Genomic DNA, 13,308 nt, shown 5'->3' on the forward strand with positions numbered 1-13,308 from the left:
ATATCATACAATAAAACAGAGTTTACTAACATGAGTATTTTAAAATTTTTAAATCAAATTGGTTGAAAAAGGTCAAAGTTGGTCATATAATATAGTCAAAGATGGTCAAAAGAGGTGATGAACATGCATAACATGTCCGACATCATAGAACAATACATTAAGAAATTATTTGAGGACGCAAATGAAGATGTAGTTGAAATTCAACGTGCACATATTGCGCAACGCTTTGATTGTGTACCCTCGCAGCTAAACTATGTGATCAAGACTCGTTTTACGAACGAACACGGTTATGAAATAGAAAGTAAACGTGGTGGAGGCGGTTATATCCGCATCACGAAGATAGAAAATAGAGACGTAAAAGGTTATATTAATCACTTATTACAATTGATCGGACCATCTATTTCTCAACAACAAGGATACTATATTATTGATGGTTTATTAGACAACCATTACATCAATGAAAGAGAAGCTAAGATGATCAGAGCTGTAATAGACAGAGAAACATTAAACATGGATGTGATGGCTCGAGATATTATTCGAGCTAATATTCTTAAACGTTTGCTACACGTGATTAGTTATTATTAAAGTGAGGTGATGTGACGTGCTCTGTGAAAATTGTCATTCAAACGAAGCTGAATATAAAGTTGCTTTTAAAGGCGTAGATGGATTAGAAGAAAAATGGCTTTGTCCGACATGTGCACAAAGTGATAATGTTTGGTCGAACGATCAGCAAATGCAAGGTAACGATGATATTGAAGATACTTTCGTCATTAAACAAATCTTACAGCACTTAGCAGCAAAACACGGCTTAGAGTTTGATAACATTGCATTTAAAGAAGAGAAACGTTGTCCTACGTGCGGTATGACCCTCAAAGATATTGCACACGTCGGTAAATTCGGTTGTGCGGATTGCTTTGGAACTTTCAAAGACGACATTATCGATATTGTTAGACGCGTGCAAGGCGGACAAGTTGAACACGTCGGCAAAACACCTCAGTCTTCATATAAAAAGTTAGCACTTAAAAAGAAAATAGAAGAAAAATCGTCATATTTAGACAAACTCATAGAAGAACAAAATTTCGAAGAAGCTGCAATTGTTCGTGATGAAATCAAAGCTTTGAAGGCGGACAGCGAGGTGAATCGTGATGAACAACAGTGAAATTAATGCATATATGAGTGAATGGATGCGTAATGTAGCTGAAGTGCCAGTCGTTATGTCATCAAGAATTAGACTAGCTAGAAATTTAAATAATCATGTTCATCCGTTGATGTTTCCATCAGAAGAGGCAGGATTTCGAGTGATAAACGAAGTACAGGATGCACTTCCAGAAATGTCTATTCAACGATTAGATATGATGGACCAACAGAGTAAATATAAACTTGTGGCGAAACATTTAATAAGCCCAGAGTTAATTAAACAACCGGCTTCTGCATTGTTAGCGAATGAGGATGAATCGTTAAGTGTCATGGTAAATGAAGAAGATCATATTCGCATACAAGCAATGGGAAATGATTTATCACTGCATAGTTTGTATGAGAAAGCATCAGAAATTGACGACAAATTAGATAAAGCATTAGATATTAGCTTTGATGAAAATCTCGGTTATTTAACGACTTGTCCTACAAATATTGGGACAGGTATGAGGGCGAGTGTCATGGTGCACTTACCTGGATTATCGATTATGAACCGGATGAATCGCATTGCTCAAACAATCAGCCGATTTGGTTTTACAATTAGAGGTATTTACGGAGAAGGTTCGCAAGTCTACGGTCATATATATCAAATATCTAACCAGCTTACTTTAGGTAACACCGAAGATCATATTATCGAGAGTTTAAACGAAGTTGTGCAACAGATTATCAACGAAGAACTTCAAATAAGGGATCAGCTTAATGAGCACAATCATAGTGAAACGCTAGATCGAGTATATCGTTCGTTAGGTATTTTAAAGTATAGTAGACTGATGAATATGGAAGAGGCCTCATTAAGACTGAGCGATGTAAAGCTTGGTATTGATTTAGGTTATTTAGAATTAGAGCACTTTAAATTTAATGAAATGATGATCGCGATGCAAACACCATTCTTATTAGATGATGAAGATGATAGATCAGTAAATGAAATTAGAGCGCAAATATTGAGAGAACATATAAATTAGGAGGTCATGCTATTATGTTATTTGGTAGATTAACAGAGCGTGCACAACGTGTATTAGCACACGCCCAAGAAGAGGCAATTAGATTAAATCATTCAAATATAGGAACAGAACATTTACTCTTAGGACTTATGAAAGAGCCAGAAGGTATTGCAGCTAAAGTGCTAGAGTCATTTGATATTACGGAAGCAAAGGTCATCGAAGAAGTTGAAAAACTTATCGGTCATGGCCAAGAGCAAATGGGTGCGCTACATTACACACCTCGTGCGAAAAAGGTTATTGAATTATCAATGGATGAAGCACGTAAATTGCATCACAATTTCGTAGGAACTGAGCATATTTTACTTGGTCTTATTCGTGAAAATGAAGGTGTCGCTGCACGTGTATTTGCAAACTTAGACTTAAACATTACGAAAGCCCGTGCACAAGTTGTAAAAGCACTAGGCAGTCCTGAAATGAATACAAAAAATGCGCAAGCAAACAAATCAAACAACACACCAACATTAGATGGACTTGCACGTGACTTAACTGTTATCGCTAAAGATGGCACATTAGATCCAGTCATCGGTCGTGATAAAGAAATCACTCGTGTAATCGAAGTATTAAGTCGTCGTACTAAAAATAACCCAGTATTAATTGGTGAACCTGGTGTTGGTAAAACAGCAATTGCAGAAGGTTTAGCTCAAGCAATTGTTAACAACGAAGTGCCAGAAACATTAAAAGATAAACGCGTGATGTCTCTTGATATGGGTACGGTTGTTGCAGGTACGAAATATCGTGGTGAATTTGAAGAACGCTTGAAAAAAGTTATGGAAGAAATCCATCAAGCAGGTAACGTCATATTATTCATTGACGAATTACACACATTAGTAGGTGCTGGCGGTGCTGAAGGTGCAATCGATGCTTCAAACATCTTGAAACCAGCATTAGCACGTGGTGAACTACAATGTATCGGTGCGACAACTTTAGATGAATATCGTAAAAATATTGAAAAAGATGCAGCACTTGAACGTCGTTTCCAATCTGTTCAAGTTGATGAACCTACAGTTGAAGATACAATTGAAATCTTAAAAGGGTTACGTGATCGCTATGAAGCACACCACCGTATTAACATCTCAGATCAAGCACTTATTTCAGCTGCTAAACTCAGCGACCGTTATGTATCAGATAGATTCTTACCAGACAAAGCAATCGACTTAATTGACGAAGCAAGCTCTAAAGTAAGATTGAAAAATCATACAACACCACCAAACTTAAAAGAAATTGAACAAGAAATTGAGCAAGTTAAAAATGAAAAAGATGCTGCTGTACATGCTCAAGAATTCGAAAATGCAGCTAACTTAAGAGATAAACAAACAAAATTAGAAAAACAATACGAAGAATCTAAAAACAATTGGAAAAATACTCAAAACGGTGATAACACAGCATTATCTGAAGAAGACATCGGTGAAGTTATCGCTGGATGGACAGGTATTCCATTAACAAAAATCAATGAAACTGAATCAGATCGTTTATTAAACTTAGAAAATACACTACACAACAGAGTTATCGGACAAAAAGATGCGGTAACTTCAATCAGTAAAGCCGTTAGACGTGCAAGAGCTGGATTGAAAGATCCTAAAAAACCAATCGGTAGTTTCATCTTCCTTGGCCCAACTGGTGTAGGTAAGACTGAACTCGCACGTGCATTAGCTGAATCTATGTTTGGTGAAGATGATGCCATGATTCGTGTTGATATGAGTGAATTCATGGAAAAACACGCTGTCAGTCGTTTAGTCGGAGCCCCTCCAGGCTATGTAGGTCATGATGATGGTGGCCAATTAACTGAAAAAGTTAGACGTAAACCATATTCTGTAATCTTATTTGATGAAATAGAAAAAGCACACCCAGATGTATTCAACATCCTATTACAAGTATTAGATGATGGTCATTTAACAGATACGAAAGGTCGTCAAGTTGACTTCCGTAACACAGTGATTATTATGACTTCTAACGTTGGTGCACAAGAATTACAAGACCAACGATTTGCAGGATTTGGTGGCGCAGCTGAAGGTGAAGACTATGAAACAATCCGTAAGACAATGTTGAAAGAATTGAAAAATGCGTTCCGTCCAGAATTCTTAAACCGTGTAGATGACATTATCGTATTCCACAAACTATCAAAAGATGAATTGAAAGAAATTGTTACGATGATGGTAAACAGATTAACAAGTCGTCTTCACGAACAAGACATCAACATTAAAGTAACCGACGCTGCGAAAGAAAAAATTGCAGAAGAAGGTTATGACCCAGAATACGGTGCGCGCCCATTAATTCGTGCAATCCAAAAAACAGTAGAAGATAATTTAAGTGAACTCATCTTAGACGGTAATCAAATTGAAGGTAAAGACGTTCAAATTGATTACGATGGAGAAGAATTTAAATATGACATTCAAGAACGTACAGAAACTGAAGATCAAGATAAAGCAACTTCTGAATCTAAATAGCTTCACACACAAATAAACGATAAGGAGTGGGACAGAAAGCGAATTTTATAATAGAGATTTCGTATTCCCACTCGTTAACAAAGAATCTGAGACATCTATTTTTGTCTCAGATTCTTTTTATTTTGTGAAAATTTCATGGAAAGGATGACCGATTTAATTGTGGTTATAATAAAATAAGTGATTTATAAACACCAATAAAAAAGAATAATGTATTTTAATTTGTTTTAACTCTGTATGAGGTTTAAAATAGATTTGTTCTTATTAAAGATGGAGGTGCAGTTTTGGCCAAGAAAAAAGTAATTTTTGAATGTATGGCATGTGGTTACCAGTCACCGAAATGGATGGGTAAATGTCCTAACTGTGGCGCATGGAACCAAATGGAAGAAATAGTAGAACAAAAGGCGAGATCTAGTCCAAAACATGGCGTGCGTAGTCGTGAAAACACAGCTAAAGTACAAAAGTTAAATGATATACAGCAAGAAACGACGCCACGTATATTGAGTAAATCGGAAGAATTCAACCGAGTACTTGGTGGCGGTATTGTAAATGGCTCTCTTGTGTTAATAGGTGGAGATCCTGGTATAGGGAAGTCTACTTTACTTTTACAAGTCTGTGCAGCACTTTCTCAATCTCATAATGTGTTATACATTACGGGTGAGGAATCATTAAGCCAGACAAAATTGAGAGCACAGAGATTAGAAGAAAACTCAAGCAATCTAAATGTTTTTGCAGAGACGGATTTGGAAATTATTCATGAAACTGTGAAACAAACGAAACCGGATTTACTCGTGGTCGATTCAATCCAAACAATCTTTCATCCGGAAATCAGTTCAGCACCAGGTTCAGTTTCTCAAGTGAGAGAAAGTACCCAAAGCCTAATGAACATTGCAAAACAAATGAATATTGCAACATTTATCGTTGGACACGTGACGAAGGAAGGACAAATTGCTGGCCCAAGGTTGTTAGAACATATGGTTGATACCGTACTCTACTTTGAAGGTGATGAGCACCATGCTTATCGTATATTAAGAGCAGTTAAGAACCGTTTTGGTTCAACAAATGAGATGGGTATTTTCGAGATGAAACAAAGCGGTTTGAAAGGAGTCAAAAATCCTTCTGAAATGTTCTTAGAAGAACGGTCAACGAATGTACCTGGATCTACAATCGTCTCTACGATGGAAGGTACGAGACCGCTACTCATAGAAGTTCAAGCGTTAGTTACTCCTACGACATTTAACAACCCGAGACGTATGGCTACAGGCATTGATCATAATCGATTGAGTTTATTGATGGCCGTCTTGGAGAAGAAAGAAAATTATTTATTACAACAACAAGATGCATATATTAAAGTTGCTGGTGGGGTTAGACTGACCGAACCTGCAGTAGATTTAAGTATTATTGTAGCTACAGCCTCAAGCTTCAAAGATAAAGCAGTCGATGGGCTAGATTGTTACATCGGTGAAGTAGGTTTAACAGGAGAAGTTCGCCGTGTGTCACGTATTGAACAACGTGTGCAAGAAGCGGCTAAATTAGGTTTCAAGAGAGTCATTATTCCAAAGACGAATATCGGTGGCTGGCAGTTCCCAGAAGATATTAAAGTTATAGGAGTGGAAAATGTTCATGATGCTTTAAAATATGCAATTTCAAAATAATTGCACGTAACACGTAAAACGGAACGATATGTCATAATACATAGGCGTTAAGTTATTCAAAAAGTAAAATTAAAGCATTCAGACATTATTTATTAATAAAAGATGAGAAGGGAGGGTGACAATGAAAACATTAAAAATCATCGTTATACTTTGTTATTTCATATTAGGGGCAAGTTTAGGAGTTTATTTAATCCCTGAAATTGCATCTGACTTTGGTTTACGTCACTACACTTTTTTAAAAAACAGTTATTGTAATGCACTGATAGGGATTGCATTATTCTTTTTAATTTTCGGATGGTTTATAAGAAAAGTGACATTTACTTTAAAAGATTTAGAACGTAAGATAATGCGTCAAAGTGCAGTAGAAATTTTATTTGCAACGATTGGTTTAATGATTGGCTTACTCATTTCAGTAATGATTTCATTCATCTTCCAAATAATAGGCAATCATGTATTAAATCATTTTGTACCCATTATTGTAACGATTATATTAGGTTATTTTGGTTTTGAATTTGGGTTACGTAAACGAGATGAAATGTTGTTATTTTTACCTGAAAAAATGGCGCGTTCTATGTCTACAAATGCGAGCCATGCAGTTCCTAAGATTCTAGATACGAGTGCAATTATTGATGGGCGTATCTTAGATATCATCGAATGTGGTTTCATCGATGGGGTGCTTTTCATTCCTCAAGGAGTGATTAATGAGCTACAAGTAATAGCGGATTCTAAAGATAGTGTGAAGCGAGAAAAGGGTCAGCGTGGTTTAGATTTGCTGAATGAGTTATATGACATTGATTATCCAACACAAGTGATACATCCAACTTCTACGCATAGCGATATTGATGCAATGCTTATCAAACTTGCGAAACAATACAAAGCACATATTATTACTACAGACTTTAATCTTAATAAAGTATGCCACGTGCAAGGGATAAGAGCTTTGAACGTTAACGATTTATCAGAAGCGATTAAACCGAATGTACACCAAGGTGATTGCTTTACTTTATTATTAACTAAAATAGGTAAAGAGGCCGGTCAGGCAGTTGGTTATTTAGATGATGGCACGATGGTTGTCGTAGATCATGCTAAAAAATACGTCGGAGAACAAGTAGAAGTTGAAGTTATTAGTTTATTACAGTCTTCTTCAGGTCGAATTATCTTTGCTAAAATGACGCAATAGTTAAATATGTGTCACCGTTTCAAAATCGATAACAACTGCGGTATTATCATCTCCTTGTTGAAAATGCTACAATAGATAAATAAATTTTAAAGGTGTATTTTGAAACATAACCGATTAATATACCCAATGAATTAAAGAGGAGTGCTTTATGGCACTTTAAAAAATGGCAGGCTGTGGTATGATTATTAGGCGAGGAAATAACTACTAAAGTCAATGTAAAAAAGGCTTAATTGCTACTTTATGAGATTGACTAAGTATATTTTTGGTGATGTCTATTTTTTAAATGATATGATAAAGATGACATCTATATATTAATTAATAAATTTTTAAACAGGAGTGAACAGAATGAGCGATCGTGTAAGAGTTAGATATGCCCCAAGTCCAACTGGATACTTGCATATTGGTAATGCTAGAACTGCATTATTTAACTATTTATTCGCAAAACACTATGATGGAGATTTCGTAATCAGAATTGAAGATACAGACAGTAAACGTAATTTAGAAGATGGTGAATCTTCACAATTTGAAAATTTAAAATGGTTAGGTATCGAATGGGATGAATCTGTAGATAAAGATAAAGGATATGGCCCTTATCGTCAGTCAGAACGTGCAGAAATTTATAATCCATTAATTCAACAATTATTAGACGAAGATAAAGCATATAAATGCTATATGACAGAAGATGAATTAGAAGAGGAACGTCAAGAACAAATCGCACGTGGCGAAATGCCTCGTTATGGTGGAAAGCACGCACATTTAACTGAAGAAGAACGTCAACAATTTGAAGCGGAAGGTCGTAAACCATCAATCCGTTTCCGTGTGCCTCAAGATAAAACTTATAAATTTGAAGATATGGTTAAAGGTGAAATTTCATTCGATTCAGATAATATTGGTGACTGGGTCATTGTTAAAAAAGACGGCGTCCCTACGTATAACTTTGCCGTAGCAATCGATGATCACTATATGGAAATTACCGATGTTATTCGTGGTGATGACCATATTTCAAATACACCAAAACAAATGATGATTTACGAAACATTTGGTTGGGAAGTACCGAGATTTGCTCACATGTCATTAATTGTTAACGAAGAACGTAAAAAGTTAAGTAAACGTGATGGTCAAATCCTTCAATTCATTGAACAATATCGCGATTTAGGTTACTTACCAGAAGCATTATTTAACTTTATTACACTCCTTGGTTGGTCACCAGAAGGCGAAGATGAAATCTATTCTAAAGAAGAATTTATTAAAATATTCGACGAAAAACGTCTTTCTAAATCGCCAGCATTTTTCGATAAACAAAAATTAGCATGGGTTAACAACCAATATATGAAACAAAAAGATACTGAAACAGTATTTGAATTAGCATTACCTCATTTAATTAAAGCTGAGTTGTTACCAGCTGAACCTTCAGAAGAAGACCTAGACTGGGGTCGTAAACTTGTTGCACTTTATCAAAAAGAAATGAGTTATGCTGGAGAAATCGTACCTTTATCTGAATTATTCTTCCGCGACGATCAAACATTAGGAGACGATGAACAAGAAGTATTAAACGGTGAACAAGTGCCAGAATTAATGACACATCTATATAGTAAATTAGAAGCTTTAGAACCATTTGAAGCTGCAGAAATTAAAAAAGAAATCAAAGCAGTACAAAAGGAAACAGGCATTAAAGGTAAGCAATTATTCATGCCAATCCGTGTTGCAGTAACTGGTCAAAAGCATGGTCCAGAATTACCAAATACAATCGAAGTATTAGGTAAAGAAAAAGTGTTGTCACGTTTACAACAATATGTGAAATAAGTGCATATTTAGAACTTGAAAAATAACACTATACCACTTATGATTAAATTGAAATACAGAGGAATAGTATGTAATGCCTAGTGTAAAGAGAGTGTGCGGTTGCTGCGAGCACATCACTAACATTGCTGAATGCACCTTTGTTTATAAAGTTAAATAATGTTGATGAGTGTAATTTAAGTTTGAACTACATGTATACGTAGCATGTGGTGAAGACTTATTTTGAAATAAGAGTGGAACCGTGCGAAAGCGCCTCTAACAAGTGAGTTAGAGGTGCTTTTTTTATAAAAAGGGGGATTGTCCGTGTTTAAATTTTTAAAAAGAATCAAAGACGATGTGAACATGGTGTTTGAGCAAGACCCGGCGGCACGTACAACATTTGAAGTTATTACTTCATATGCAGGATTACATGCAGTTTGGAGTCATTTAATCGCACATGAGTTATATAAAAAGAAGAAATTTGTGATGGCAAGACTCATTTCACAGATATCTCGTTTCTTTACAGGGATTGAGATACATCCTGGCGCAAAAATAGGTAAACGATTATTTATCGATCACGGCATGGGGGTCGTCATCGGTGAAACTTGTAATATCGGAGACAATGTGACGATTTATCAAGGTGTTACATTAGGTGGTACAGGTAAAGAAAAGGGTAAACGTCATCCTGATATTGGGGATAATGTACTCATTGCAGCAGGGGCGAAAATATTAGGTAATATTAAAATTGATTCAAATGTTAATATCGGAGCTAATTCAGTAGTATTAAAATCAGTTCCCAATTATTCAACTGTTGTCGGAATTCCAGGCCACATTGTGAAACAAGATGGCAAACGTATAGGTAAAACATTTGATCATCGAAACTTACCAGATCCAATTTACGAACAACTCAAACACCTGGAAAGACAATTGGAGAAAACAAGAAACGGAGAGATACAAGATGATTACATTATATAATACGTTAACACGACAAAAAGAACCATTTAAACCAATGGAACAAGGTAAAGTGAATATGTACGTCTGTGGTCCAACAGTTTACAACTATATTCATATTGGTAATGCTAGGCCAGCTATTAATTATGATGTTGTCCGCAGATATTTTGAATATAAAGGTTATGAAGTGAATTACGTATCAAACTTTACAGACGTTGACGATAAATTGATTAAGCGTTCAAAGGAATTGAACGAATCAGTAAATACGATTGCTGACCGTTATATTAAAGCATTTTACGAAGATGTCGGTGCGCTTAATGTGAAAAAAGCAACATCCAACCCTCGTGTAATGGATCATATGGATGAAATCATTAAATTTATCAAGGAATTAGTCGATGAAGGTTATGCGTATGAAAGCGGTGGTGATGTTTACTTTAGAACGCGTAAATTTGATGATTATGGTAAGTTAAGTCATCAGTCATTAAATGATTTAAAGGTAGGCGCTCGCATCGAGCAAGGTGAACAAAAAGAAGACGCCTTAGACTTTACGCTATGGAAGAAAGCGAAAGAAGGCGAAATTAGTTGGGACAGCCCATTCGGTCAAGGTAGACCCGGTTGGCATATTGAATGTTCGGTAATGGCGTACCATGAACTGGGTGCTACGATCGATATCCATGCAGGTGGAACGGACTTACAATTCCCTCACCATGAAAATGAAATAGCTCAATCAGAAGCACATAACCATGCCCCATTTGCTAACTATTGGATGCACAATGGTTTCATCAACATCGATAATGAGAAAATGAGTAAATCATTAGGCAACTTTGTTTTAGTTCATGACATTATTAAAGAAATAGACCCAGATGTATTACGATTCTTTATGATTAGTGTTCATTATCGCAGTCCTATTAATTATAATATGGAATTGGTAGATGCGGCTAAGAGTGGTTTAGAACGTGTTAGAAATAGTTATAAAGCGATTGAAGAACGTGAAGAAATTGCGACAGATATTGAAAATCAAGAGGAATATATTGAGTCCATCGATCAAATACTTCAGCAATTTGAAACTGTGATGGATGACGACTTTAACACTGCAAATGCAATCACTGCATGGTTCGACTTAGCGAAATTAGCGAATAAATACGTATTAGAAAATACAACATCTACGCGTGTCATTAATCGTTTTAAAGAAGTGTATCAAATCTTCAGCGACGTATTAGGCGTCCCTCTTAAAGGCAAAGAAAATGATGTGTTATTAGATGAGCAGATTGAAGCACTTATCGAAGAACGCGAAGATGCGAGAAAGCGTAAAGACTTTGAACGTGCAGATGTTATTCGTGATGAGTTAAAAGAGCAAAATATTATTCTAGAAGATACACCTCAAGGCGTGAGGTTTAAACGTGGCTAATATGGACATTAAACTTCTTAACCCATTGACTTTAGCCTATATGGGAGATGCCGTTTTAGATCAACATGTGAGAGCCTATATTGTTACTAAATTACAAGCGAAACCTAACCGATTACATCAAGAAGCGAAACGTTATGTTTCAGCGAAGAGTCAAGCTCAGACATTAGAACAACTGTTAGAGGCGGAATGGTTTAAAGAACATGAACTTGATATTGTTAGACGTGGCAGAAACGCAAAAAGTTATACGAAAGCTAAGAACACCGACATTCAAACTTATAGAAAGAGTTCAGGGCTTGAAGCGGTTATCGGATTTTTATATTTAGAAGGGCAACAAGAGCGCCTAAATGCTTTATTAGAAACAATCGTTCAATATGTAAATGAAAGGAAGTGATACTGTGGAAGATATTATAATTGTCGGTCGTCATGCCGTTAAGGAAGCAATTGTCACGGGGCATACAATCAATAAAATTTTAATTCAAGACAGCATTAAAAAAGGCCAGATTAATGACATTTTGAAAAAAGCGAAAAATGAAAATATCATTGTCCAAAACGTACCAAAATCAAAGTTAGATAACTTATCAGATGCACCCCATCAAGGTATTGCAGCTTATATTGCACCTTATGATTACGCTGATTTTGATGAGTTTATCGAAACCCAGAAAAATAAGGATAAATTATCTACAGTATTAATATTAGATGGGTTAGAGGATCCACATAATTTAGGATCTATTTTAAGAACGGCTGACGCATCAGGTGTGGATGGCGTGATTATCCCTAAGAGACGTTCGGTCGCATTAACTCAAACGGTTGTTAAAGCTTCGACAGGTGCGATAGAACATGTACCGGTAGTACGTGTAACGAATTTGGCTCAAACGATAGACACTTTAAAAGACCACGGGTACTGGGTCGCTGGTACAGAAGCGGATAATGCTACTGATTATAGAGAGCTTGATGCAGGTATGCCACTTGCGATTGTCATTGGCAGTGAGGGCCAAGGAATGAGTCGTCTCGTTAAAGATAAATGTGATTTCCACATTAAGATTCCAATGATTGGACATGTTAATAGTTTAAATGCCTCTGTGGCAGCAAGTCTTATGATGTATGAGGTCTATCGTAAGCGCAATGAGATTGGAGCAGACTCATGAAAGAACGCCACTTAATCATTGATGGCTATAACATGATTGGTCAATCTTCAGAGTTGAGTCAACTGTCTAAAGAGAATCTTGAAGAAGCGAGAGAACAACTCCTCACAGCGATTGCTAACTACAGTGCAGTCATAGCAGATGAAGTTGTATGTGTCTTTGATGCTTATGAACAAGCTGGGGCCCATTCAGAATATACGTATCATGGTGTGAAGGTTATATTCACGAAAGAAAAAGAAACAGCTGATAGTTATATCGAACGTTATGTATATGACTTGTACGAGAAACATACGCGACATATTACCGTCGTTACGAGTGACATGAGCGAACAACATGCGATATTTGGCTCAGGTGCCTATCGCATTTCTTCAAGAGAAATGTGGAGAGACTTAAAAGAGAGCGAAGATTCTGTTTCTAAAAAACTGGAAGGTTTCAATGAAAATAAGCCACGGACACGTATAGAACTTTCAAATGAGATATTAGAAGAATTTGAAAAACTCAGACGTGGTACAGACGAATAATCACCATTTTGAAGCATTGATTTTTGGTAAATAAAC

At 36.2% G+C, this 13,308-nt stretch carries 12 protein-coding genes; all 12 read left to right on the top strand.

Translation table 11 applies throughout. The features are described from left to right. Positions 1-123: 123 nt before the first annotated feature. The 12 genes from QQM35_RS04195 to QQM35_RS04250 all read left to right on the top strand — a co-directional run bounded on the left by QQM35_RS04195 (position 124) and on the right by QQM35_RS04250 (position 13,272). Complete coding sequence (locus tag QQM35_RS04195) at positions 124-585, top strand: CtsR family transcriptional regulator (protein WP_251518555.1); 462 nt, start codon at positions 124-126, stop codon at positions 583-585. Positions 586-601: 16 nt separating this feature from the next. After that, positions 602-1,159, top strand: coding sequence for a UvrB/UvrC motif-containing protein (locus QQM35_RS04200; RefSeq protein WP_251518557.1), 558 nt, complete (start codon positions 602-604; stop codon positions 1,157-1,159). After that, a complete protein-coding gene (locus QQM35_RS04205) occupies positions 1,146-2,156 on the top strand; it encodes a protein arginine kinase (protein ID WP_251943457.1) in 1,011 nt (336 codons plus the stop codon). The genes QQM35_RS04200 and QQM35_RS04205 overlap by 14 nt, the downstream gene beginning before the upstream one ends. 14 nt (positions 2,157-2,170) lie before the next feature. After that, the gene (locus tag QQM35_RS04210) at positions 2,171-4,639 is read left to right on the top strand and encodes an ATP-dependent Clp protease ATP-binding subunit (protein WP_251518561.1); all 2,469 of its coding nucleotides are present in this window, start codon (positions 2,171-2,173) and stop codon (positions 4,637-4,639) included. A 281-nt stretch (positions 4,640-4,920) separates the two neighbouring features. After that, positions 4,921-6,291: a DNA repair protein RadA gene (gene radA / locus QQM35_RS04215; RefSeq protein ID WP_342610523.1), complete on the top strand. Its 1,371-nt coding sequence runs from the start codon at positions 4,921-4,923 to the stop codon at positions 6,289-6,291. 121 nt (positions 6,292-6,412) lie between these two features. After that, positions 6,413-7,471 (top strand): PIN/TRAM domain-containing protein, encoded by a 1,059-nt coding sequence (locus QQM35_RS04220; protein WP_251943453.1) that lies wholly within the window; start codon positions 6,413-6,415, stop codon positions 7,469-7,471. Between the two features lie 345 nt (positions 7,472-7,816). Continuing rightward, positions 7,817-9,274, top strand: coding sequence for a glutamate--tRNA ligase (gene gltX / locus QQM35_RS04225; protein WP_342610524.1), 1,458 nt, complete (start codon positions 7,817-7,819; stop codon positions 9,272-9,274). A gap of 300 nt (positions 9,275-9,574) precedes the next feature. Further along, positions 9,575-10,225, top strand: a complete 651-nt coding sequence (gene cysE, locus QQM35_RS04230; protein WP_285813488.1) for a serine O-acetyltransferase — start codon at positions 9,575-9,577, stop codon at positions 10,223-10,225. Further along, the gene (gene cysS, locus QQM35_RS04235) at positions 10,209-11,609 is read left to right on the top strand and encodes a cysteine--tRNA ligase (protein ID WP_342610525.1); all 1,401 of its coding nucleotides are present in this window, start codon (positions 10,209-10,211) and stop codon (positions 11,607-11,609) included. Before cysE ends, cysS begins: the two co-directional genes overlap by 17 nt. Position 11,610: 1 nt before the next feature. Then, entirely contained in the window at positions 11,611-12,000 is a 390-nt protein-coding gene (locus QQM35_RS04240) for a Mini-ribonuclease 3 (RefSeq protein ID WP_251519072.1), read from the top strand. A gap of 4 nt (positions 12,001-12,004) precedes the next feature. Further along, positions 12,005-12,754 (top strand): 23S rRNA (guanosine(2251)-2'-O)-methyltransferase RlmB, encoded by a 750-nt coding sequence (gene rlmB / locus QQM35_RS04245; protein WP_251518569.1) that lies wholly within the window; start codon positions 12,005-12,007, stop codon positions 12,752-12,754. Beyond that, positions 12,751-13,272 (top strand): NYN domain-containing protein, encoded by a 522-nt coding sequence (locus QQM35_RS04250; protein ID WP_251518571.1) that lies wholly within the window; start codon positions 12,751-12,753, stop codon positions 13,270-13,272. The genes rlmB and QQM35_RS04250 overlap by 4 nt, the downstream gene beginning before the upstream one ends. Positions 13,273-13,308 lie beyond the last annotated feature (36 nt).

Origin of the sequence: Staphylococcus hsinchuensis (assembly GCF_038789205.1) — a bacterium.
Lineage (GTDB): Bacteria > Bacillota > Bacilli > Staphylococcales > Staphylococcaceae > Staphylococcus > Staphylococcus hsinchuensis.

Excerpts from the sequence above, each read along its gene's own strand:
- gltX (WP_342610524.1), top strand. The coding sequence starts at position 7,817 with ATGAGCGATCGTGTAAGAGTTAGATATGCCCCAAGTCCAACTGGATAC.
- QQM35_RS04210 (WP_251518561.1), top strand. The coding sequence starts at position 2,171 with ATGTTATTTGGTAGATTAACAGAGCGTGCACAACGTGTATTAGCACAC.
- QQM35_RS04250 (WP_251518571.1), top strand. The coding sequence starts at position 12,751 with ATGAAAGAACGCCACTTAATCATTGATGGCTATAACATGATTGGTCAA.
- cysS (WP_342610525.1), top strand. The coding sequence starts at position 10,209 with ATGATTACATTATATAATACGTTAACACGACAAAAAGAACCATTTAAA.
- QQM35_RS04195 (WP_251518555.1), top strand. The coding sequence starts at position 124 with ATGCATAACATGTCCGACATCATAGAACAATACATTAAGAAATTATTT.
- QQM35_RS04205 (WP_251943457.1), top strand. The coding sequence starts at position 1,146 with ATGAACAACAGTGAAATTAATGCATATATGAGTGAATGGATGCGTAAT.
- QQM35_RS04240 (WP_251519072.1), top strand. The coding sequence starts at position 11,611 with ATGGACATTAAACTTCTTAACCCATTGACTTTAGCCTATATGGGAGAT.
- QQM35_RS04220 (WP_251943453.1), top strand. The coding sequence starts at position 6,413 with ATGAAAACATTAAAAATCATCGTTATACTTTGTTATTTCATATTAGGG.